The organism is Curtobacterium sp. L1-20, from assembly GCF_048755855.1.
Lineage (GTDB): Bacteria > Actinomycetota > Actinomycetes > Actinomycetales > Microbacteriaceae > Curtobacterium.
The window spans coordinates 1-21,816 of sequence record NZ_CP151472.1 but is presented as its reverse complement, the minus strand read 5'-3'; the positions used below and the strand labels follow the sequence as shown (position 1 = coordinate 21,816).

The following is a 21,816-nucleotide window of genomic DNA, read 5'->3' as shown; positions in this document are numbered from 1 at the left end:
TCCTTAATCTTCTGGATCTACGGTAGGCAACTTGAACTTGAAGTCGTCTACGTCACCCGTGAACCGGTTCACTACATAGTGAATCTCGATACCGTTCACGTTCTGTCTGTATTTGTCCCACCCACGTACGCCTAGCCATCGAGGGTCAGTCATGGGAGTCCGGAGCATTTTACCGGCCATGGGATTACTCTTTACTTGCTGCAAGGCGAGTTGCTCTTTCAAGTTCCCAGCAGCGGTCCGTCCGGTCGACCCGAGCGACCCTTCGGGAGAGCGCAATCCATAGATGCCACCGTACAGCGACGCAGTACCCTCAAGAGCGCCCTGATGGTTGTGCTCCCACTCTGCGGTGGCCCTAATCCATGGCCACGCATGGCTCGTCGCCATCGCATGGTTCCAGAGCGCCTCGTCGATGATCTCCTGCCGCTGTTCCGCTTTCGTTTCAGCCGCGCTTTGCGTGGTCTGAGGAGCGGCCCACCGCGCGACAGCGCTGGGCGGGCAATAGAACGTCCCACCGTCGTATGAGCAGCCTCCGCCAGAGTGGGCTGGTGTGGGCTTGGGCTTCGCCGCCCAGCCTGCCGCTGGGGCGTGGTAGCTCTTGCTGTCACCTGAGGTGCCTGGCGCGGAGTTGTTGCCGTGCGTCGCCTTGTGGCCCGGACCCGTTGAGCAGTTCGTGTGGAAATCGATGGAGTCGGACCCTGCTTGGTAGCAGGCGCCGGACGGGTCCGAGTTGGTGATGGGATTGTTCGCGCTGTAGCTGTACCCGTTGTCCTGTTGCGGGTTGTCGGGCGCGAAGACCGGGTCGACGGAGAGGAACCGTCCGAGAGTTGCGTCGTAGGCGCGCGCGCCGAGTTGCGCGAGTCCGGTGAGAGCCGATTCGCTCTTGTCGAGGAAGCCGTGTGACGAGGACCAGGACGGAGCGGTGCCACGTTGGTTGCCGAAGGGATCAACCCATCGGCGAGTGATGCTCTGGTCGCTTGCTCCGACTTCGAGGTCGGCGGTTCCGTCGATGTCGGTGTCGAGGGAGAAGACCTTGTTGCTGCCACCTTCGGTGGTGCGCTCATCAACGGCCGTGCCATCGAGCGTGTAGGTGCGAGTCGCGGTGATCGTGCCGTCGGCCGTTCGGTGTACTTCGGTGTTGCCGAGGAACAGGGTCGCTCCCGCATCCGGGTCGTTCTGGACGAGGAGGGTGCCGTCCGCGTCGTAGACATCAGACTGCGTCTTGCCGGCCTTCGTGATGGTCGCGATGCGACCGTCCGCGTCGTACGTCAGCACCTGGCCAGGCATCGCGGTTGTGTCACCGGCCGCGTCGTAGCCGTACGTGTCAGCTGCACCGGACCCGCCATCGTCGACGGACGTCACGCCGTGCGGGTTGGCCGCCCCGCCCGCGGGGTAGGAGTAGGTGCTCGCTGTGTCGTCAGCCGCACCCACGCCGTGCTGCGTCGCGGTGGTGCGGTTACCGGTGGCCGTGTCGTACGTGTAGCTGTTCCAGTACGGTGCCGGGCCGCCGAGTGCGGTTTTGGAGGGTGCGGTCGCGCAGCTGTTGCTGTTCGGTGTCCACGCTTCGGTGAGCTCTTGCAGCTGGTCGTAGGAGTAGCACTGCGTTTCCACGCCCGCAGCGCCGGTGACGGCCGTTGAGGTGATCGTGCCGGCGTTGTTGCGGGTGTAGATGCGGTCGGCTTGGACCTCGGTCGATGAGCCGGTGCCGGAGATGTCCTTGATCTCGGTGATGGCGCCGGTTGCGGCGTCGTAGCCGTAGGCGGAGGAGTTCGTGAGGTTTCCGCCGCGGTTGACCTGGGCGAGCTGTCCGAGGCTGGTGTAGATCGCGGATGCGTATGCGGCGGTGCCGGTGACGCTGGACATGTTCCCGACGCCGTCGTACGCGTAGCCGACGCGTTCGGCGGCAAGTCCGCCGACAGCGGGGTGGTTTTCGTTGTTGAGTGACTCGTCTTGGTTGTACGTGTAGGTGACGTTGTAGCTGTACGCACCGAACCCCGGGGTCGACGCGGGGAGCGTCGTCGTGGTGCCGGTGGGCTGATTGCCGGCGTCGTAGCCGGTCACGGTCCGCGTGTAGGCGTTCCCGGGGGTACCGGCGATGGAACCGGTGTAGCTGCTCGAGGAGGTCAGCTGCCCCTTCTTGATCGTGTCCCAGGTCCAGCTGTCGAGCAGCGGCCCGGTGGTCGCTGCGTCGGCGTACTCGGCGGTCTTCCGATCGAGTGCGTCGTAGACGTACGCGAGGGTCTGTCCGCGGGCGTCGGTCGTGGTCAGCTGACGGCCGGCGAGGTCGTACGTCGAGGTGGTGGTGCCAGTGTCCGGGTCGACGGACTTGACCTTGTTGCCGAGCAGGTCGTACGTCCAGGACCAGGTGTTCCCCGCGGGGTCGATGGTCGAGGTGAGGTTCCCGCGGTTGTCGTACCCGTAGGTTGTCGCCTGCTTCCTGGCGGTGCTGCTCGGCGTGGACGCGAGATACTGCACGAGCTTGGTCTTCTGCCCGAGCGTGTTCGTCCACGTGCTCGTCGGCGTGCCGCCGGACGGCGGGGTGATGTCGGTTTCGTCGACGCCGTTGTACGCGGTCGTGGTCCGGAACCGCTCGTCTCCGAACGAGTTGGTAATGGCGGCCGTCTGCCGGCCGGCACCGTCGTAGACGTTCTGCGTGCTCGAGCCGATCTGCTGCTGGCTCTCGGGGACGAACAGCTTCCCCGACGGGTTCACCGAAACGGTCCAGTAGGGGTTGTTCGTCAGTGACACGTTCCCAGCCGGGTCGTACTGCGTGTCCGTGACGATCGTGCCCGTGGACGGCGAGGACGCTTGGGTTTGCACGGGCCGGCCGAGGCCGTCGTAGAGCTGGTACGTCGTCGCGGTGGTGTGCGCCATCACCGTCGTCGTCGCGACGGACAGCGGAGCGGACTGCGTCTCCGAGTAGGCGTACGCGATCGACGGTGACGTGGTGTTCGACGCCTGGGGGCGCTGCGGCAGCCACACGTTCACGCGGCGTCCGAGCCCGTCATAGGTGGCGGTGGTGACGCTGCCGTCAGTTGCGGTCTCGGAGAGGACAGAGCCGCGGGTCGGATCGATCGTGGTCGTCGATGTCCACTTGAACGGTGATGGGTTGGTGGTGACGGTCTTCGTCAGCGGTCCGCTGGTCGCCGGCGTGTACGCGGTGGCCGTCGTCCGGCCGAGCGCGTCGGTGTTCCCAGTGACCCGGCCGAGAGCGTCGTACGTCGAGGTTGCGCTGGAGACCCAGTGCGGGGTGGTACCGGCGTACTTGTCGACTTCTTGCGTGCTGGTCGCGTCACCCTTGGAGGGGGTGGCGCCGAACGGGTTGCCGTCGTAACTGGTGCGGACGTCGCTGACAGCGTCCCCGGGCAGGGACGGGTCTTCACCGCAGGCGACGGCCACGGTGCGCTGCTCCTGCGGCAGACCGCGGATCCACGCGGTGGTGTTGTCGGGCGCGTAATCGGTGCTCTGGCAGGTGTTGCCGGCGTCGGAGGCGACGGTGCTGACGGTGGCGGTGTTGCCGTCGTCGTCGTGTGTGGTGGTCGTCCTCTTGGTGCGGGTCCCGCCGCCACCGGTCGGCTGAGTGTCAACGCTGTTGCCATCGCCGAGCATCCGCGCCGTGTTCGTTCCATCGCTCGCGGTCGCTGCAGACGCCCAAGGCGTGTTGACGACATCGTCGATGACAGTCCCGCCAACGCCGTTGCGGGTCTTCGTCTCCCGGGTGGTTCCGGCGAACCAAGCGGAGTCGGTGACGGAGTCCGCGCCAGTGACGGTGACGGACTTACTGCCGCCGCTGGTGGCGGCACGATCGCCGTCCATGCCTTGGTAGAAGACGTAGTCGGTGGTCTTCTGTGTCGTGGGCTTACTGCTGTCGCCTTCGCGGACCTCGACAGTGTTGTAGCCGGCGTAGACGGACCAGGTGCGGTTCTTCTCGGGCGTGAACGGCGACGTGTTGTACCGCCAGGCCGGGGTACCGGTGTAGACGTACGACGTCACCTGCGGACGGTCCGCGCCGCCGCCGGTCTTCGGATCGGCAACGACACTCGTGACGACGTACTTGTGGAACAGGTCCATCTTCGGCGCGACCGCGGGGGTGATCTGCGGCGTCCACCACTGCGGGAAGCAGCGGCGCGCGTTCGTCGCCGCGCCGGCTTCGATCGCGGCCACTTCCGAGGGTTGGCAGTCCTGGGCGGAGTAGTTGACGGACGTGACGGAGCCGGTGGTGTCGAGGATGGAGGAGATCCGCCACTTGTCCAGTGGTGCGAGTCCGTCGACCGCCCAGACCCGATTCTGCTTGGTGGTGCCGCTGAACTTCGTCGCCGGCTCCGTGATCGCTGTGTGCCCAGCAGACCCGCTGTGCTGCACCTGCGTGAGCCAGAGCGCTGCGTTCGTGCCGTCTCCGGGAGCGGGGAACGAGTGCGACAGGGTCCAGGTGTCAACGGTGGTGTAGGTGGTTGCGGCGGTGCGGGCCGCGGTAGTGACGGTGTCGAGCATCGCGTCGGTCCAGAACGTCGGGACCGGGTTCGCGGTGCATGCTGAGGCGCACAGCTGATCGAACGGCACGTCCGGGTAGGCCGCCGGTGTCGCCGGCTTCGCCGCGGCACCGCTGACGGTCTCCTTCGTGCAATTCGCGTGCGTGGTGTCGTTGCAGCGGCCGTACACGTCGTAGCCGAACGTGACCCGGTCGGATGCGGCGTTCGCGACGTACACATTCGATGCCGTCAGGCCGTAGTCGATATGGTTCAGCTGGCCGCCCCGCACATACGACGTCGCGCCGGTGCCGTCCTTGCCGTAGCTGTTCGTCTCCGCGTTGTAGTACAACGCTTCCGCGTTCTTGTGGACGTCGACGACGTAGTCGAGGTTCCACCGCCACGCCTGCACGCACGACGACGCTGCAAACGTGGACGCGTGGCACGGCTCGCCGGCGTCGTTGCCGAACACCGGGACCGTCCACGCCGAGTTCGTCGTCGCGTTGCCGGACGCCCAGCCCGGCAGATGGTTCAAACCGAAGTAGTACTGAGTGCCGTCTCCAGTGGTGACTCGCCAGCAATCGGTGTCGTAGGTGCCGTTCGCTTGGCACCCCTGCGCTGTGCCGACGAGGTGCTCGATACGGGATCCGTCGTCGGCGAGGAGCTTCCAATCACCGGTGGTCTTGTCACGGACGATCGGGGAACTGTGGCCACCGAGCGAAAGCGTCGCGTTGTCGACCTTCCAGCACAGGTCCCCCGAAGTTGCGACTGCGCCGGACGCACCGTCGTCTTGCGAGCAGGAGACGTACTGCCGTTCGATGAAGCCGCCGCCGCTGAGCTCCCACCCGTCACCGACAGCGGACGGCTGGTTATTCGTCGACCCGGTCTCACCATCGACAGACTGCGAGTCGTAATTCAGCGCAAGCGACGGCGCCGGACCCGCGGCAGCAGGCGGAGCTGTGAACGGGTACTGCCATGAGAAGTCACCGGTCTGGGCAGAGACATCCCAACTGCTGGAGGCTTTGAGCGAAGTGGCGGCGAAGCTGCCGGTCCCGCTCGAGGACGTCGCCCCACCGGTCGCGGCGAGGAGCATCACCCGGCTGCTGACCTTCGGGGCGAGCACCGCCGACGTCGTCGTGGACGTCATCGGGACGGTCGTGGCCGTCTTCTTGCCCGTCGCGGGGACCTCCACGAAGTGCGCACGATTCGCGAAATCGGCTCCTCCAGCCTGCGCAAGCAGCTTCTTCGGAACATCCACAGTCACTGAGCTGGTCGCGGTGCTCGCGTCAGCGCGACGGACGCTGATGACCAGGCCGCTCAGGTGCTGCTTCCGCAGTTCGGACTTGCTGAGCACGCCGACGCTCACCTTCGCCGGCCCGTGCGTTCCTTGTTTCGAGGCACTCGCCGCGACCTTGATTCCGGAGTCCGCGACGGCCACCCACTTGCCACGACTCACCGTCTCGGCTTTGCCGCTGACCGACCGCACACGCACCGAATCCACCTGCGCGGTCGGGGTGGTCACGGTTTCCGCATGAACCGCCGCCACGGCCCCGGACGAGCTGACAGCCGACGAGGACGACGCCGCCGCATTGGTCCCGGACACGTTCGGCGCGGACTTCCCGGGCACCGGCTTGCCGAGGTCCGCGATCAGCGGGAATGCTGACGCCTCACTGGCGACGGGCGTCAAAAGCGAACCGGCCAACGCGGCAATCACCACGAAAGGAACAGCAACAGATACGCGGCGCGTGACCGTTCCGAACGCTCGCCGGTACCGGCGAGTTCTCACGTTTTCGCGCACACGACCAGTTCGCACAGCTGCCCCATTTCAATCTGCGCGCAACAATCCGTGTTCAGCGCGATCGAATGCTAGCGACAGGTACGCCCTAGAAACCCCTCCCCCGAAAGGGGGTGTTCAGGCCGTATTCCGCGAATTTCCGGCCCCGCCGCGCTGAAGCCTTTGGGAACCCTCACCTTCGCGGTCGAACTGCTCACTCCGCCGGAATGGCGCGGAATCGGACGGGTTCTTCGAGAATCGCACCCCCCGTAATTGGGGCAGGTGAAGCGCACGAGTGTCGCTACGGTTTCGACGTCCGCTTCATTCTCGAAGCGAATTCGGTCATCAGGTTGGGGTCCTCTTGCTGCGTCGTTCGCTTCCCGTGGCGGTTCTCACCTCGATCGCCGCACTTGCTTTCATTGTTCAGCCGCTCGCCGCCCACGCGGACAGTGATCCGACCGGCCCAAGCCCATCGGTACCGACGTCGACAGATGCGTCTGCCGAAGCATCAGCGTCTGCAGACGCGGTGTCATCCGGTGAGGAGGTCGTCGTCGATGGCAGCACGACGCCGACATCGCAGGTGGTCGCCGAGCCCGACGGCACACTGCAACTCACGCAGACCACCGAACCGACCCGTGTGCAGCAGGACGGCGAATGGGTGAAGATCGACGCTGACCTCCAGCACGACGGCGACTGGCTGGAGCCCGCCGCGGTCCTCTCCCCCGTGCAGTTCTCCGCAGGCGGGAGCGATGTCCTCGCGCGAGTGCAGACGCCGACTGGCCAGTGGGTGTCCGAGTCGTGGCCCGATGGTGGAACGCTGCCGACGCCGACCGTCGACGGGCCGACAGCCACATATGGAGACGTCCTTCCCGGCGTCGACCTTCGCCTGCAGGCATCCGCAACCGGGATGAGCGAGGTGTTCGTTGTCAACGATCCGGCCGCGGCCGCCAACCCGGATCTCCAAGCGTTGGAACTGTCCCTCCACGGCGCCAACGTGCATGAATCGGCCACCTCCGCGACCGCTACCGCCACCGACGGCTCCATCGTGACGGCAGCGAAGCCGACATGGTGGGACTCATCGCACGACGGTGACGAAGACGGCCCCGGTGGTGCAGCCATCCCGCAGCCGCTCCCCCACACCGCAGCGGCTGACACGATCACGCTCGACGTCGCGCAGGCCCCGACGCAGGACGCGACCTATCCGCTGTTCATCGACCCGGACTGGTCCGCAGGTCAGCAGCACTTCTGGTTCACCGACCGCGCCTACCCCACCCAGTCCTACCTCGACGGGTCCCCCGCCGGCTACCAGAGCGTCGGCTACGCCCAACAAGATGGCACCACCTATGTTTCCCGCGCCTTCTGGGAGTTCAACACCGCTGCCCTCGCCGGCAAGCACATCCTCAGGGCTCAGTTCGGTGCCGTTGCCACCTACAGTTGCAGCGCAGTCCCCGTCGAAGCGTGGCGGTACGGCCCGGGAACTGCAGGGTTCACCTGGAACAGCGACCCGAACCTCTGGCGAGAGAAGCTGGACACCCAGAACTTCACCTCCACCGGCGGTTGTGGCATCTCACCGACGAGCGTCGGCTGGAACGTCGTCAACGGCGTCACCGACATCGCCGCTGCGAAGAGCTCGACGATGCAGATTGGACTGCGCTCGACCAACGAGGGCAGCATCTCCCGCAAGCACTTCAACAACAACGCCCGGCTCACGGTGACGTACAACAACCCGCCCAAGACGCCGACCGCGCTGCAGATGACATCTCCGCAACGGACCTGCGCGACGAGCGCGAGCGCTCCCGTGTTCGTGAACAACCACGCGCAAGCCATCACGTTCCAATGGAACGCCACCGACCCCGACAACGACCACCTCCAGTCCACCGTCGAGATCGCAGCCGTCAACAACCTCGGCACACGACTGAAAGCGCTCGTCACCCCATCGGAACAAGCAGGAACACAATCCATCGCGCTCCCGCAAGCGACGTTCAACAGCGACGCGCCGACCGCGCTCGCGTGGCACGTTGTCAGCACGGACGGTCACGACTCCAGCCCATGGTCATCGTGGTGTTACTTCACAGTGTTGAACAACGGCCCATCGCTCCCGCAAGTGACCAGCCCCTCGACTGCGGCATCAACGATCGGTAAGCCCATCGCTGTCACCGTCTCGTACGCCGCCAGCGACGCCGTCAGGACGGTCGCGTACTGGTGGACGCCGACCGCGCTGACCTCCCCCGCCCCCGTCCCACCGACGACGATTACCCCGTCCTCAGACACCGACTGCGACTTCACCAACGGCCCCGTCACCGCCGTGTGCGCTTCATCCGGCACGTCCACCAAATTGACGCTCGCCCCGACCGACAGCACTTCCACGCTCTGGGTCGCCACCTACGACAAGGCCGGCAACGTGTCCCTCGACGCAGCAGGACACTCAGCGTCCACCGGCCTCGAGTTCGACAACGTCGCCGATGACCCGGCGGTCGCCATCGGCCCCGGCCATGGGTGGAGCGTCAAAAGTGACGACACGTCACCGACGTCCGTCGCTGACGGCAACACCGACGCTCCAGCCCCGCTAGCGGTCGGCGGGAACACGTCGACGACGACACCAGATGGTTCCTTCAACGGCCCGCCCAATACGCGAGCCTTCGATCTCAACGCCGATACGCCACTGATCAGCATCAACAGGTTCAACGGCGACTACCACTCCGCCGTCATCAACGGCAGCGCACCGTCCGGGTCGCATTACGAGTCCAACCTCGGTGACCTTCTCTCTCCAGGCCAAACCGGAACGGGACTCACGAAGCTGTACGCGTGCGCTGTCGCCGCCGGCGACATGACCTCCACCTCGAGCAGCTGCGAAGGCACCGGCGTCACCGGAACGCTCCTCGGCTCCGCGTGGAAGTCCGCGGACGCTGTCCCCGCCCCACTGCAAGCGACCGCCGTCTACCGATGCAAGACCGCCGCCGACTACTTCGACTCCCACTCCGCGACCTGCGAAGGGCGAACCGTCGACAAGCTCCTCGGGTACTTCGCCGAGCAGACCGTCACGAAGACAGCAGGTCCCGTCGTCGACACCAGGAAGAGCTTCACAGCTGGCGCCTGGATCAACCCATCCGAAGACAGCGCAGCCCACCACGCCTACACGGTCCTGTCGCAGAACGGAGACTCCACGTACGCGTTCCTCATCAAGGTCGACGGTCCACGACTGCAAGGCTGCGTCCACGCACAAACAACATCATCCGCATCGTGCGTGACGTCAGCCTTCTCGCTCGCTGGCGACGGCGACACGAACTGGACGTACGTCGCCCTGCAATGGGACGCCGTCAACCATCAACTTCGGCTCTTCGTCAACGGCGCTCTCGCAACCGGGACCGGGTCCACCGGCGTTGCCGTGTACAGCCTCCCGGCCGCGGACGCTGCCCCGACCGGGCCATTCATGGTCGGGTCCGGGATGGTCAACGACGAGACCGGGGACCTGTTTGCGGGAGAAGTCCTCGAACCGTTCGTTGTGCAAGGCATCGCTTCGAGCACACAGATGACGAACCTTCGCTCGAGCGGCAACCTCAACGGGGGGTTCTGACCCCCCGGCTGGTCGGCTTCGCGTCCCGCCTGCATCCGGTGGTACCGGAGGCGGAGGCGGCCGCGACCCGTGCCCCCTGCCCTGTAAAGCTTGCGTCGGTATTCCTCGTGACTCCGAAGCCGACCCCACTGACAAAACGCACATCATCGGCGCAGCCATCTCCGCTGAGGAGGGAGTTCGGTAGGGGCCTTCTCCACTTCTAGGTACGCCTCAAGCCAAGCAGTCGCGATGGCTTGGGCCGCGGCATGATCGCGAGCGATGATCCAGGCGGTGAAGATCCCAGCGAGGACGGCTACGCCGATCTGAACAAGAAGTTCACCGCCGCTGTTCAGCAAGCCGTCCATGCCACGGAGTGCTGCACTCAGCGATGTCTTTGCTTCGTCGAGCTTGCCAGCGTCGTTCAGGGCGTCGGCTCGCACTTGGGCATCGCGCGCAGCACCAACGCCGGATTGCATGAGGAAGATCGTGTACGTGCCGATGAGACTGATGAGGGCAACAAGCGCTGCGCGGATGCTGGTTGAGACCACGAGAACGGGAAGCATCGACGACTGAGGAACGAAGAAGTCGGTGCTGAGAGTGGAGTGCGTCGAAGGCAGCATCCGAGCTAGAACCGCAGTACGGGTCTGGCTCGGATGAACACGGCCCGGCTTGCCCGGTCCGCTCCCGAACCGCCCCGCGGTCGGGGTTGTAGCCGTTAGGTCGCACGGGGCGGCCGCAGACGATCGGGAGGGATCGACATGGCAGAGAACCGGAAGTCAGCGACGCAGGCCGCCGCGCGGAAGGCCGCCCGGGAGCGCGCCGCGGAACGCGCGGCGGAGTTCCGCCGCCGGCAGGAACAGCTCGAAGAGCTCGCGACCGAATACTTCGTCGCCGTCGACGCAGTCGAGGGCATCGAAGCCGACGCGGAAGAGCGCATCGCCGCGATCCGCGCCGAGACCGAGCAGAAGGTCGAAGCCTCCCGCCGCGAGGCCGCCGGCATCATCGGACGGATGCTCGACACGAAGGTCAGCCGCGACGAGGTCGCGGAACGCCTCGGCATCCCCGTGCGGGAAGTGAAGCGCCCGAAGGCGACGACCACGCGTTCCGCGGCCGACGAGGACAACGTCGTCGAGAGCGGCGGCGACGCCACCGGGACCGATGGCATCGACGGTGACGAGAGCCACGCTGGCGAGCACGACGGACAGGCCGCGTACGCGGCGTAGTCGCCGCCGGCCCGCCGCGTGAGACAGCCCCGAGCACGGAACGTGCTCGGGGCTGTCTGTGCCGGCGGCCGACCTCACCAGAGCGTTGGGGTGTCCGATTCGATCCCGGTCTTGTGCGCGGCGATCACGGCGGGATCCCACCCGTGATCGCGGAACGCCTCACGGAGCTCACGCGACAACCGCAGTCGCTGCGCACGAGCGAGGCCAGCAGTTCGGATCGCGGTCGAACCGTTGCGGTGTCGGCCGCGCTGCACCCGCTCGGGTATGTTCCCACGGTGCGACCCCGTGGCCAGGTGCGACCGAGCCTCGTCGACGTCGACGTGCACACACAGGGGCACATCACACGCGTGCAGCAGTAGGACGTCGGGCAGGAGCGCGACACCCGTCAGGTGCTCGTAGAGCCACCGCTGTGGGCGCATCGACCGCTGGCCGCCATCGGGCTGCGGCACTCAGAACCGGCCGTAGCCGTCGTCCCCGATCGCGCCGGTCCAGATCCAACAGTCCGCCGGCGCCGGCCCCTTGACGACGTGCGACCAGAACCGCTCCGGAGCTGTCGACGCGGCGGCACTGGTCACGTGTCGGTCCTTCCTGCCAGGATCGCGCCATGCGATTCGTCTTGGGGGCATGGATCAACCGACGGTACACACGGCTGCCGTCGAGCATCGTGCTCGGACTCCTGCCCGGCATCTTCTTCATCTACCTCGCGACCCGCGCGGCCGCCGGCGGCGACTGGTTCGCCTTCGCGGGCGCGATCTCGTTCGTGGTGGTGCAGGCTCTCGCGTACCCGCTCGCCCGGGAAGGGTACTTCCGCGCCACCCAGCCGATGCGTGAGGGCGTCGGCGGGTGGATCCTGCCCGCCCCGATCGCACTGTTCGTGCTGCTGCTGAAGTTCAACGTCTACGTGTACCTGTGGGTCCTGTCGATCCCGATTGGGATCGCCGGGTTCTGCTACCTCGCACTCACGGAGAGTGCCGGCAACGGGTGGCGGCTGGTCTAGCGGCGTCACTGGCGCGGGCCGTGCTGCGGGCCTCGGCGGGTGCTGTCGGCGATGAACCCGCCCGGCTGGAACTGCTCACGCGCTCGTGCTCGTTGTTCGTCGACGCGCTGCTGCAGCCGCTCGATGCTCGACCCGCCACCACTTCGCCGGGGGCGATCATCGCGCGCCGTGATCGCCTGATCGAGGACCTCGGCAAGACGGTCGGAACGTCCCGTGGCCTGGTTGTAGAACCGGGCGGCCACGAACGCATCCCGCAGTGGAGCTCCGACGTGGAAACGTCCAGCGTCGAGGCGGTAGCCGGCGTTGTTGGTGAGGTCGGAGAAGAACACGAACTGCGCCCGGGTGTTGCCCTCCCGGAACGCGTGAATCGTGTTCAGCTCCCCCCAGTGCTCGGCCAGACGCTCCACGAACCGCTCCCGCGGCAGCCCGGCGAGGTGATGCTCCCGCTCGAGGAGCCGGTACTGGTGCTCGGCCGCCGACGCGACACCCGGCCCCGGGTAGTAGCCATACGCCACGGTCGGAGCGGCCGGGTCCCCCACGGCGTAGTTCACGACGTCGGGGCCGTCCTTCGTCATCCGCGTGTCCGGGCCCACACGTTCTTGCCCGGCCCACTCGTAGACGTCTTGGAAGATCCGCCGGTGGATCTCCTTCATGTGGTCGTAGTCGAACCCTCCACGCACGGGATCCTCGACGAGCTCCGCGAGCCGTAGTGACGCGGCGAACTCTTCCCGGGCGGCGAGGTCCGCCGCGGTGGTGGCGCCGAGCTTGTTCCGGAGAACAGTCGTGCCCGGGATGAAGTAGTCATCCCAGGCACGGACAGGAGTCGGCACGGCTCAGCGCGCGTCGAGGTGCGCCATCCCCGCGGCGAGGGCATCCTCGACGCTCATTTCACCGCGAGCGGCAGCCCAGCGCAGTCGCTGCAGCTCCGGGTCGGTGACCTCGTGGCCGGCTGCACCGAGGGCAGCGTCAGCGAACTCAATCCGGCGGGCAGCTTCGGCGGCGGAAACCGTCTGAGTGCCGGGGGTGGTGATGCTCATAGTCGCGTTCCTCCTGCACTAATTCTACCGCCGCACCTGGGTGCCGGTCAGGGTTCGGATGGGTCGAAATCGTCTGGGTCCGCCCACTGCAACAGCCTGGTTGCGGCGCCTTGGTAGCGGCCCTTGTTCGCGTGGATCGCGCAGTCGTGGTTGTCGTGGTCGTACGCCGCCCGGTAGTACCGGTCAGCGTCGAAGTCCGCAGCCTGGTACGCGTTCTGCAGCGTGTCGACCTCAGCCTGCCGGGACTCATACCCCCAGCGTTGCCCCTGCCGGAAGATCGCCCACTCCCGCGCCGTGAACTCCCCCATCGGGATCGCGGTCACGCCCGTCGGCTGGCGGCGCCGCGAGCTCGTCAAGGTCCGCCGGCGCAGCGAACACGTCAACCACAGAAGCATCCACACTCCGGGAGGTGGTGGCGTCGCGGGCGAACGTGAAAGCGGGGCGATCGGTCACGGGCGCGCGTCCGGCTCGTCACGGTTCTGGAGCGGGAATCCGTGCTTGGCCGCGACTTCTGCGCGTGCTTGCTCGACGGTCAGCGTCCCCTCGAGGATCCGTCGGGCCCGCCCGAGCGCTTCCGCGTTCGGGAAGTGGCCGCCGAGCTGCTGAGCCTTCTCGATCAGGGCCATCTCCCGCTCGACGTCGACGTTCCGCCCCTCGTTCGCTGCCATCGTCCTAGTGTCCTCGGTCAGGCGCCGGCGCCGGCGTACTGCGGGAACATCCGGTCGATCGTCGCCTCGTGACGGTCGGCACGGTCGTGCTCGCCGCGGGCCCGGGACCGCTCCGCGAACGTCTCGCGGGAGGCGGTCGGTTCGGCGGGTGCGGGTCGGCGGCTCATCGCGGTGTAGTACCGGTCGGCGTCGTGCTCGGCTTGCTCGAGGCGGGCCCGCAGTTCGAGGACCTCGGCCATGAGCTCCGGGGCGGCCATCTGGAACCCGACCATGTAGCCGGCCTCGTAGACCTGACGCTGCTCCGGCGTCAGGCCCCACTCGCGGACGGTCTCGGTGGGGTCGGTGGTCGCGGCGTCGATCGCGCGGAACGCGGCCACGGTGTCGCCGGCGTAGAGGTCGTCGACGGCGGCGCGGGTGGCCAGCTGGACGACGTCGGGACGGACGGTGGTCGGACGCTCGAGCGTCATCGCCATCACGCGGCCTTCCCCGTCTCGAGGGTGGTCTTGAGCTGGTCGATCCTGTCCGGGCGGAAGCCGCTCCAGGAACCGGTCTCAGTGTCGGTGACGACGATGGGAGCATTCGTCCCGAGGGTGGTCTTCCACTCCTCGATCTGCGCCTGGTCGACGTCGTCGAGGTGCAGCTCGGTGTACTCGATGCCGGCGGATACGAGAGCGCGCTCGGTGGCCTTGCACATCCCGCAGAAACCGGACTTGCTGTAAACCGTGATGCTCATCGAAATCACCTTCCAAAGATTGTGATGCAGTGGGGACCCTCCCCCGTGGCATGCTTCTATTCTACGCTGTTAGCACCTATTTCGGTACCCTTTTCCTGCATTTTATTCGCCCTTTTTCTGCCGGGCGGCACACCTGTTGGCACGCATTGTTCTGCATTGCTCTGGCACCAGGGCATGACGTTTACGCAAGTGCGGCTGGGGCATTGCGGACAGCGGGAGGGCTGGTAATCCCCTGGCGCATTGGACGCGTTTCGTCATTCCCGTGAGTCGATAGGAATAGCGGGCTGCGCATTCTGCAACACTGTCGTCCCTGCCAGCCGCGCAGCGGCCCCTCCGTTTCGTCTACCGGCGGGCTGCGTCGCGGACCCCTTCCCAGTACGCGACCTCCCGGCCCGTCTGCGCCGCGCGGTGCATGAGTTCGTAGGTCCACTCCTCGGGTCCCGTGTGCCCTTCGCGGCGGTGCTGGATGCGGGCGTCGATGTCCGCGTCGTCCAGTGCGATCCGCTCCTGACGGTCACGGATGCGCTGTTCCGCGACCGCGCGGCTGTGGTTGAGCTGGTCGGGGTGATCCTCGACGGCCTGCCGGCCGCGGGCGGCGTCCTCCGGGTGATGGGCGGCGGCGGCGCTGTGGATGGCGGCGCGGGTGGCTTCCAACTCGGTCGCGGTGCTGCGGGTGCGCATCATGGTTCCCCTCTCCTGCTCAGGCGATCTCGTAGCGCGCAGCGGTGCACACCTCGCGCGGGCCTTCGGTCCTGACGCCGTTTTGGACAGCAACGCGCTCACGGGCGCAGACGTCGATGCCGTGACGAGCGTTCTCCCGGATGTCCCAACGGTGGTCCTGTCGAGTCAGGATGTGTATCAGGCGATCACAGCCCTGCGTAGCGGCTTGTGCGAAGCGGCGGTGCCCCTCGATGAACAAGCGGAGTTGCGTCGTGAGCGATACCCGTATGCCAGCCGCGGGTATGCGGGCGTCCCCGACGACTACGACAAGCTCGATGTTGAGGAGCGATGGCTCCCGCGCGGAGCAGTCGTGCTTCGCCTCCCGATGGTCTACGGCCCCCACGATGACCAGCAGCGGGAGGCAGCCATCCTTCGCAGAGTCCTCAGCGGCAACCGTGAAATACCAATAGGAGGTGGCACGTTGCTGTGGACCCGTGCGCATGTCGACGACGTGGCGAGCGCCGCCCTTGCTGCGCTGGATAATCGCTCGGCCGACGGGCTCGCCGTGAACATCGGAGAAGAGCGGGTGTTGCCGATCGGAACCTGGTTCCGACAAATCGCTGACGCCGCCGGCGCAGACGTTTCGTTCGCCACGGTCCCGGACGCGCGCGTCCCGGTAGATCTCTCGATCAGCAAGAACCATTCCCAACACCTGCTTGCGTCGGTGGCGCGCGCACATGAGCTCCTGCACTGGCGCGCAAGCGACGCCGATGCGCGAGTCCGAGAATCGGTTGCGTGGCACCTCCAGAACTCGCGGTTCGACCCCTGGACCGATGACGAGCAGGCACGCGACGTCGCCGCTCTGCGCGAGCACTAGCGGTCCAGCCGCTGTCCTGAGGAGGAGGCTAGCTGCGTGTTCTCACCCCTAGCGGGCCACCTGGCAGGGCCCGGCTTCATCTTTCTCGCCATTTGCGTACTCATCGCGTTCCTTCGAGACCAACAAATCAAGCACCGAAAGCGCGACGAGGAGGACAACTCGCGAACACCGCCCGCGGCCGATCAGCGCGACGACGACGAGCCTCGCTGAGCCATCGGCTATCGGACGCCCGCTGTCCCTCCGATCAGCTCGAACTGAGGTGAGTCCACAGGAGGGCTCCCAGTGCAACGAGCGCGATGAGCCCGACGATCAAGACCACGTAGTACGCCCAACCTGGGGATGAGGAAGAAGCGCTGCCTTCGCGCGCTCGACGTCCTTGTCTTAACGCTCGTCCTTGGTTCACGGCCAGGATCATGATCAACAGCACGACGGCGACGATGAGGAGGGGCACCGACACGACAGTACGGCCGGCACGGCGAAGTGCCCGCCCTCTGTCCGCCCTCTCACGGTCACAGTCTAAAGCTCAGTTACCCATCCTCAAGGGGCCGTGCGTAGTCCCTAATCGATAGCCTCGGCGGATGATCCAGACGCTCGCCGAATCTGCCGCGCCGACCATGGCGGCGGTGAACCCGAACGACGGCAACTCGCTGCCGCCGTGGCTGTTCGTCATTGTTGCCGTCGTGATCGTCGGTGTTGCTGTCGTTCTGTTTGCTCGTCGCAAGCGCTGAACACGCGCTCCGCGCCGTCCGATGGGTGATCGGCTATCGGACACCGAATCGGGTCCAGGAGTCGGAGGGTAGCTCGGGCTGGCCCGGGACGGCACGGTGCTCGAACGTGCACGCAGGGTCGAGTTCGGTTGCGACCGTGCGCCAGAACTTCGCTGCCACTTCATTGCGGTCCTGGTAGGCAACCGTCCATCTCCCCGGGTGTGCCGCGGTCAGTTCGCTCACGGCGGCGCGTCCGATGTGAGCGCGTCGTGCTCCGTGCGCGATGAAGAAGCTACTGATGACGTGCTCGCCTTTGTCCAGTCCGCGGAGGACCGCGAATCCCACCGGGCGCGGTCCGAGATGGAATATGTGTGCCGACCAGCCCGGCTCTGAGAGGCCGGCGTCGAGCCGTTCTTGGCGGAAGCGTCCGTGCTCGTCGGGGAGCGTGCCGGTGAATGCGGACATCTCGTGTCGGAACATGGTCCAGAGCTGTTCGAGCTGGGGCCGGTGCTGTTCGTCGGCAGTGGTGATGGTCAGGGGTGTTGGGGTGCTCATACAAGAAAACCTCCGCCGTGGTCGGCAGAGGTTTCGTTGCTGACAGTCTATCGCCCTGTCCGGCGCCCGATCGGCTAGCGGACAGATGCGTCGGCTCATCAGGACGTTGGCGGCCCTTGGCGTGGTCTGTGTCCGAGTGCTTGGGCGTATGCGTGGCCTTGCTTGGCGGAGGCAAGGAGTTCGGGGGCAGCTTGTTGCCGCAGTCTGACCGCCGCCGCGAAGTCGGCGATGGCACGATGAGGTTCGCCGGCGGCGAGGAGCACCTTGCCGCGGTGTTGCCGCATCACCGCTTCCAAGGCTGTGCCGAGGCACTCGTCGACGAGGTCGTCGTAGATGCGCACCGCACGGGCTGCATCGCCGAGGTCGCGATGACAGTCAGCGGTCAACGCTCTGACTCGCGCTGACTGCGGAGCGCGACGCAGTTGTTGCAGTGCGGCGTCCGGGCGGCCCGTCCACAGCAGCTCGAGGACCGCACCGAGGGGGTCGTCCTGCACTTCCTGCCGGAATGCGCCCACGTCGGTGATCTCGGGCCGGAGGTCCTTCCCACGGATAATCCAGCCAGCACCGCCCACAACGTCATCGACCACTCAGTCATCGTAGGAGTGACACGTCTCGCTGGCCGATCGGCTACCGAGATAGGCGAAGTGGGTTTACCTGGAAGCGTCAGCGTTTTCGGGCTGGCTGTTGACAACCTCACCGGTGAAGACGACGGTGTGCGTCATGGGGAGAAGCGGTGCTGGAGCTGAAGAGCCGGCGGACCAGTTGGAGCGGTTGATGAGCGGTTCACCGGCGTCGCTGGTCGATGCGCCCGTGAAGCGCCACACACCCCGGCGCGTTGCGGGAGCGCTGGCTTTGCTCGCCGGAGTCGCGGCAGTCATCGCGGTGTCGCTGATCTCGGTCTGGAACTTCGTTGTGTCTCACGTGATGCGAGCGGCTATGGAGCATTGGGCTGGTTACTGACTAGCCGCTCTGTGAGGCTCGCCGCGCTGGCGGGCAAATAGCAACGGCCGCGGGAACGATGACGCATCCGCGTCGACAAGATGAGACGGCGCGTCTTGGCAGGGGGTCCGTCAGCGGAGCGGCTCGCGTTCGTAGCGGGACGTTCCTTGAACGTGGGTTTGTTCAGCGATCACCCACAGGTGGTTCAGGCCCCAAGTGCCCATCACAGGTAGCGAACGGGCCTGCTGAAGGGACGCGTTCCCGTCGAGCTGACCGTTCGTGAACAGCTCGACGGTGCCGCCCGATCGGTGACTCACCTTCTGGAGGGGACTGAGCTGTCCCACTCCGTCCCAGCGCCCCAGGACCTGCTCGCCGTGTCGTGTGATCGCTCTCACGTGCATGCCGCCCCAGTCGACGAGGTCCGCGGCGGCAAGGCTCGTCGCGGTTGGCGGCTCTCTGCCCGTCCACGTGAGTAAGCCAGCAGTGAAAATCCGAGAGCTGGAGACCGCGTGCTCGCTGCCCAGCACAGGACCGACAGCCAACACCGTCGCCGCTGACCAACGACCATCGCTCAATCGGACCGGCCAAAAGCACCCTGGTTCGAGGTACGCGGTCGACTTGGGCACGAAGGGATACGCGGCAGCTCGGTTTGCCATGTCTCGCATCTTCCCAGAAGCACGACCTCTTACAGGCCAGCGCAAGAGACCGTTAGCCGATCGGCCACTGGACGCCGTCCGAGGTGAATAACGTTGTGTCGTGATCACGATCGAGACCGTCGCTCCAACCACCGCCCTGGCGGCTGGCATCGTTCGGGAGTACATGGCCGACGTCGCGGCCCGGTGGTACCAGCGACCGGCGACAGACGACGAGCTGAGCCAAGCACTCCAAGCCGAGCCCTACAGCGATCTGCAAGAGCCCACCGGCGTGCTGCTCGTCGCCGTGGAAGCCGGGCGACCCGTTGGCTGCGCCGGCGTTCGGTTCCTCGACGGTGTGGCTGAACTCACCAAGGTCTTCGCGGCGCCGTCGCATCGAGGCCGGGGAATCGGGTCGCAGCTGCTGCGCGCGGCCGAGCAGATATGCCGACAGCGCTCGATGGGTACGGTTCGCCTCGACACACGCGCTGCCCTCGCGGAAGCATGCGCGATGTACGAGCGCAACGGCTACGAACGCGTTGTCCCCTTCAACGACGAGCCGTACTCCGACCGCTGGTACAGCAAGACCCTTACTGCAGACGTCCGATAGCCGATCGTCAAGCGGCCGCCGGTCAGGAGGCGGCGACTGTGAGAGCCAGAACGATGACAGTCGCGCCGATCAAGACTGCGATCGCGCCAGCCCCGATCATGCCCATGCGGGCGAGTCGCGGCCGGAACGGTACTCCGAGCCTGCCCCAGGATGCCTCAGAGATGGCGCGTGCAAGTCCGCGTGAGGTTGTAATCCCGCCGATGCCGGCGATGATCACGCAGCACCCCAAGGTGACCATCGCTACTTGCTGTCCAGACATCGAGACTCCGTTTCCGCTCTCAAGCACGCTACTCAGACCAGGAATGCTCGTGCTTTGAGCTGTCCCGTACGCCGATCGACTAACGGACGCGGGTACAAACCTCTACCCGAACAGCGCGGCGCGTAGGTGCGGCTCGATGCTGTCGGCAAGCGCTGCGTGCCCGGCGTCGTTGGGGTGCACACCGTCGGGACAGAGGAGTGCCTCATCATGGTTGATCGCTGTTGCGAGTCCCGGGACCAGTTGCAGGCCCACCCGATGCGTCTCTTCTTGCAGGATCTGCCGCACGGCTTTCCATCCGGGCGGGTAGTCGGACCCGTATGGCGAGTACAGGTCCAGCACCGCGAGGGCACCGTCCGGGAAGTGCTGCACGAGTGCTCTCAGGTCCCGTGCGACCGCTGCGCGCACCTCGTCCTCTCGGCCGAGAACGATCACCGAGTCGTTGCCACCGAGCGCGACCACGCATCCATCTGCACCAGAGGCGAGGACATCGGAAAGGAGGCCAAGCGCCTCACCGTCGTCAGTGCGGTCCCCTCCCCGGCGTCGCACAAAGCCAACGCCGTTGATCGCGACGTTCAACTCGCACCAGCCGAAACTCTCCGACACGGTCGTCGTCCACCGCTTGTTCGTCGCGCTGATCCCTCGCCAACCCGTGACGATGGAGTCCCCGTAAAACGCGACCCTCGGCATGCTCGGATCGTAGAACGCGCAGCGTGGCACCTATCGCGCATGCACTCGGTGGGCCGCCCGCTGAGGGATCCGTCAACGGGCAGTCCCGTGCGAGCCCGGTGTAGCGTCCCGGCATGGCTGCCAACCGAGACAGAAGTCCCAGGGCAGAGGCGACGGAACTCGTCGTCTCGCTCTCAGCATTCGTCGTATTCGTCGTCCTCGCTGTTGTGGCGCTGTCCGTGAAGGCGAGTGGGTTGGTTATCGGCTGCATGCTCTTGTTGGCAGCGGTAGCTGCGTGGCGAAGCGTCGCCCAGTGGCGATCCAAATCCGAGTCCCGATAAGCGATGAGTTGACGGGACGGCTCCCGATCGACGTTTCGCGCTTGTTACCTCTTGCCGGTGTACCGGCCACGGAGTGTGACGAAGGTCACGACCGCTGCTAGCCCGACCGCGAGAATCGGGAGGCCGTACAGGTGGCCGTCAACACGGGCGAGGAACGAGCCGAGTGCGAAGACGGCTAACCCAGCGATGAACAGCATCCAGAGCCATACAGGCGTCTTGCGCCTCGAACTTGAGTCCTCAACCATGAGCCGAACGTACAACCCGGACCTGTGGCGTGGTCAGAGCATTGCTGCACGGCTATCTCAATAGCCGGTCGCCCCCCGGACACGTCGGCGACCTCAGAGGAGGGGATCGAGGGCTCAGCAAACGCCTAGGGTTCGCAGTCTTAGCAGACTGTCCCGCGAAAGTGCCCGGCGAAGGTACGGCTGACAATACAGTTGCCGTTATGCTGATCGGATACGCCCGCGTCTCGACTTCCGGACAAGACGTCGCGGCGCAGCGCGACGGCCTACATGCCCTTGGAGTCGCTGATCAGCACATCCACGTCGACCACGGCATGTCCGGCACTACTCGAGAACGCCCAGGCCTTCGATCAGTTCTCGCCTCTGTCCGAGCCGGCGACACCCTCGTCGTCACGAAGCTCGATCGCCTTGCCCGATCGCTTCCTGACGCCACCGATATCGCGGACGAACTTAGGAAGAAGGGCGTCGCGCTCAACCTCGGAGGGTCGGTCTACGACCCTACCGACCCAGTCGGCCGGCTCCTCTTCAACGTGCTCGGCATGGTCGCCGAGTTCGAAGCCGACCTCATCCGGGCCCGTACCCGCGAAGGCATGGCGATCGCAAAGGCCGCCGGCAAGCTGCGCGGCGGTAAGCCCAAACTCAACAAGGCACAGGAGAAGCATCTCGTCGAGCTGCACCGTGCCGGCACCCACACCACGAGTGACCTCGCCGAGCTGTTCGGCGTCGCCCGAGCCACTGTCTACAGAGCCGTTCACCGCGCCGATCCGAAGTGAGAACCAGCCCGATCCTCGGGTAGCCATCCTTGACTGGGACAGCTCACGCCCCGCGTCGCCCTGGCCGGCCGACATGCTCGAACACTGCAGGCGCGGCCGAAATCGCC

General features: G+C 66.1%; 23 protein-coding genes. 9 read left to right on the top strand and 14 right to left on the bottom strand.

What is annotated here, in order from left to right:
- Positions 1 to 3: 3 nt before the first annotated feature.
- Positions 4 to 6,180, bottom strand: coding sequence for an RHS repeat domain-containing protein (locus AAEP86_RS00115; RefSeq protein WP_420367105.1), 6,177 nt, complete (start codon positions 6,178 to 6,180; stop codon positions 4 to 6).
- A 418-nt stretch (positions 6,181 to 6,598) separates the two neighbouring features.
- Here AAEP86_RS00115 and AAEP86_RS00110 point away from each other — a divergent pair, with 418 nt between their 5' ends.
- The 3 genes from AAEP86_RS00110 to AAEP86_RS00100 all read left to right on the top strand — a co-directional run bounded on the left by AAEP86_RS00110 (position 6,599) and on the right by AAEP86_RS00100 (position 11,013).
- Positions 6,599 to 9,811: a LamG-like jellyroll fold domain-containing protein gene (locus AAEP86_RS00110; RefSeq protein WP_420367104.1), complete on the top strand. Its 3,213-nt coding sequence runs from the start codon at positions 6,599 to 6,601 to the stop codon at positions 9,809 to 9,811.
- A gap of 245 nt (positions 9,812 to 10,056) precedes the next feature.
- On the top strand, positions 10,057 to 10,332 hold the full coding sequence (locus tag AAEP86_RS00105) for a hypothetical protein (RefSeq protein ID WP_420367103.1): 276 nt from the start codon (positions 10,057 to 10,059) through the stop codon (positions 10,330 to 10,332).
- A 216-nt stretch (positions 10,333 to 10,548) separates the two neighbouring features.
- Positions 10,549 to 11,013, top strand: a complete 465-nt coding sequence (locus AAEP86_RS00100) for a hypothetical protein (protein WP_420367102.1) — start codon at positions 10,549 to 10,551, stop codon at positions 11,011 to 11,013.
- A gap of 449 nt (positions 11,014 to 11,462) precedes the next feature.
- Here the strand turns inward: AAEP86_RS00100 and AAEP86_RS00095 are convergent, their stop codons facing one another.
- Complete coding sequence (locus tag AAEP86_RS00095; RefSeq protein ID WP_420367101.1) at positions 11,463 to 11,588, bottom strand: hypothetical protein; 126 nt, start codon at positions 11,586 to 11,588, stop codon at positions 11,463 to 11,465.
- A gap of 29 nt (positions 11,589 to 11,617) precedes the next feature.
- Between AAEP86_RS00095 and AAEP86_RS00090 the strand changes: the two genes are divergently transcribed.
- Positions 11,618 to 12,010: a hypothetical protein gene (locus tag AAEP86_RS00090; RefSeq protein WP_420367100.1), complete on the top strand. Its 393-nt coding sequence runs from the start codon at positions 11,618 to 11,620 to the stop codon at positions 12,008 to 12,010.
- A gap of 5 nt (positions 12,011 to 12,015) precedes the next feature.
- On the opposite strand, the gene AAEP86_RS00085 is transcribed toward AAEP86_RS00090, so the two are convergent.
- The 7 genes from AAEP86_RS00085 to AAEP86_RS00055 all read right to left on the bottom strand — a co-directional run bounded on the left by AAEP86_RS00085 (position 12,016) and on the right by AAEP86_RS00055 (position 15,132).
- On the bottom strand, positions 12,016 to 12,840 hold the full coding sequence (locus tag AAEP86_RS00085; protein ID WP_420367099.1) for a Fic/DOC family protein: 825 nt from the start codon (positions 12,838 to 12,840) through the stop codon (positions 12,016 to 12,018).
- A 3-nt stretch (positions 12,841 to 12,843) separates the two neighbouring features.
- Entirely contained in the window at positions 12,844 to 13,047 is a 204-nt protein-coding gene (locus AAEP86_RS00080; protein ID WP_420367098.1) for a hypothetical protein, read from the bottom strand.
- A 47-nt stretch (positions 13,048 to 13,094) separates the two neighbouring features.
- Positions 13,095 to 13,370 (bottom strand): hypothetical protein, encoded by a 276-nt coding sequence (locus AAEP86_RS00075; RefSeq protein ID WP_420367097.1) that lies wholly within the window; start codon positions 13,368 to 13,370, stop codon positions 13,095 to 13,097.
- A gap of 126 nt (positions 13,371 to 13,496) precedes the next feature.
- Positions 13,497 to 13,715 (bottom strand): hypothetical protein, encoded by a 219-nt coding sequence (locus tag AAEP86_RS00070; protein WP_420367096.1) that lies wholly within the window; start codon positions 13,713 to 13,715, stop codon positions 13,497 to 13,499.
- Positions 13,716 to 13,732: 17 nt separating this feature from the next.
- Positions 13,733 to 14,188 carry a hypothetical protein gene (locus AAEP86_RS00065; RefSeq protein WP_420367095.1) on the bottom strand — a complete coding sequence of 152 codons (456 nt, stop codon included), beginning with the start codon at positions 14,186 to 14,188 and terminating at the stop codon, positions 13,733 to 13,735.
- Positions 14,188 to 14,448: a glutaredoxin domain-containing protein gene (locus tag AAEP86_RS00060; protein WP_420367094.1), complete on the bottom strand. Its 261-nt coding sequence runs from the start codon at positions 14,446 to 14,448 to the stop codon at positions 14,188 to 14,190. The genes AAEP86_RS00065 and AAEP86_RS00060 overlap by 1 nt, the downstream gene beginning before the upstream one ends.
- Positions 14,449 to 14,790: 342 nt before the next feature.
- Positions 14,791 to 15,132 carry a hypothetical protein gene (locus AAEP86_RS00055; RefSeq protein ID WP_420367093.1) on the bottom strand — a complete coding sequence of 114 codons (342 nt, stop codon included), beginning with the start codon at positions 15,130 to 15,132 and terminating at the stop codon, positions 14,791 to 14,793.
- On the opposite strand from AAEP86_RS00055, the gene AAEP86_RS00050 reads away from it, so the two are divergent.
- Positions 15,131 to 15,985 carry an NAD-dependent epimerase/dehydratase family protein gene (locus tag AAEP86_RS00050; protein WP_420367092.1) on the top strand — a complete coding sequence of 285 codons (855 nt, stop codon included), beginning with the start codon at positions 15,131 to 15,133 and terminating at the stop codon, positions 15,983 to 15,985. The two genes, AAEP86_RS00055 and AAEP86_RS00050, sit on opposite strands and share 2 nt — an antisense overlap.
- A gap of 244 nt (positions 15,986 to 16,229) precedes the next feature.
- Here the strand turns inward: AAEP86_RS00050 and AAEP86_RS00045 are convergent, their stop codons facing one another.
- A complete protein-coding gene (locus tag AAEP86_RS00045; protein WP_420367091.1) occupies positions 16,230 to 16,436 on the bottom strand; it encodes a hypothetical protein in 207 nt (68 codons plus the stop codon).
- A gap of 127 nt (positions 16,437 to 16,563) precedes the next feature.
- Here AAEP86_RS00045 and AAEP86_RS00040 point away from each other — a divergent pair, with 127 nt between their 5' ends.
- Complete coding sequence (locus AAEP86_RS00040) at positions 16,564 to 16,713, top strand: hypothetical protein (RefSeq protein WP_420367090.1); 150 nt, start codon at positions 16,564 to 16,566, stop codon at positions 16,711 to 16,713.
- 33 nt (positions 16,714 to 16,746) lie between these two features.
- On the opposite strand, the gene AAEP86_RS00035 is transcribed toward AAEP86_RS00040, so the two are convergent.
- Together AAEP86_RS00035 and AAEP86_RS00030 are read right to left on the bottom strand one after the other, a co-directional pair.
- Complete coding sequence (locus AAEP86_RS00035; protein ID WP_420367089.1) at positions 16,747 to 17,247, bottom strand: GNAT family N-acetyltransferase; 501 nt, start codon at positions 17,245 to 17,247, stop codon at positions 16,747 to 16,749.
- 98 nt (positions 17,248 to 17,345) lie between these two features.
- On the bottom strand, positions 17,346 to 17,834 hold the full coding sequence (locus tag AAEP86_RS00030) for a hypothetical protein (protein ID WP_420367088.1): 489 nt from the start codon (positions 17,832 to 17,834) through the stop codon (positions 17,346 to 17,348).
- 112 nt (positions 17,835 to 17,946) lie between these two features.
- Here AAEP86_RS00030 and AAEP86_RS00025 point away from each other — a divergent pair, with 112 nt between their 5' ends.
- Together AAEP86_RS00025 and AAEP86_RS00020 are read left to right on the top strand one after the other, a co-directional pair.
- Positions 17,947 to 18,207, top strand: coding sequence for a hypothetical protein (locus AAEP86_RS00025; RefSeq protein ID WP_420367087.1), 261 nt, complete (start codon positions 17,947 to 17,949; stop codon positions 18,205 to 18,207).
- Positions 18,208 to 18,942: 735 nt separating this feature from the next.
- Positions 18,943 to 19,428: a GNAT family N-acetyltransferase gene (locus tag AAEP86_RS00020; protein WP_420367086.1), complete on the top strand. Its 486-nt coding sequence runs from the start codon at positions 18,943 to 18,945 to the stop codon at positions 19,426 to 19,428.
- 361 nt (positions 19,429 to 19,789) lie between these two features.
- Here the strand turns inward: AAEP86_RS00020 and AAEP86_RS00015 are convergent, their stop codons facing one another.
- Together AAEP86_RS00015 and AAEP86_RS00010 are read right to left on the bottom strand one after the other, a co-directional pair.
- A complete protein-coding gene (locus AAEP86_RS00015) occupies positions 19,790 to 20,374 on the bottom strand; it encodes an SGNH/GDSL hydrolase family protein (protein ID WP_420367085.1) in 585 nt (194 codons plus the stop codon).
- Between the two features lie 364 nt (positions 20,375 to 20,738).
- Positions 20,739 to 20,939 carry a hypothetical protein gene (locus tag AAEP86_RS00010; protein ID WP_420367084.1) on the bottom strand — a complete coding sequence of 67 codons (201 nt, stop codon included), beginning with the start codon at positions 20,937 to 20,939 and terminating at the stop codon, positions 20,739 to 20,741.
- A 200-nt stretch (positions 20,940 to 21,139) separates the two neighbouring features.
- Here AAEP86_RS00010 and AAEP86_RS00005 point away from each other — a divergent pair, with 200 nt between their 5' ends.
- Positions 21,140 to 21,709, top strand: a complete 570-nt coding sequence (locus AAEP86_RS00005) for a recombinase family protein (RefSeq protein ID WP_420367083.1) — start codon at positions 21,140 to 21,142, stop codon at positions 21,707 to 21,709.
- Positions 21,710 to 21,816 lie beyond the last annotated feature (107 nt).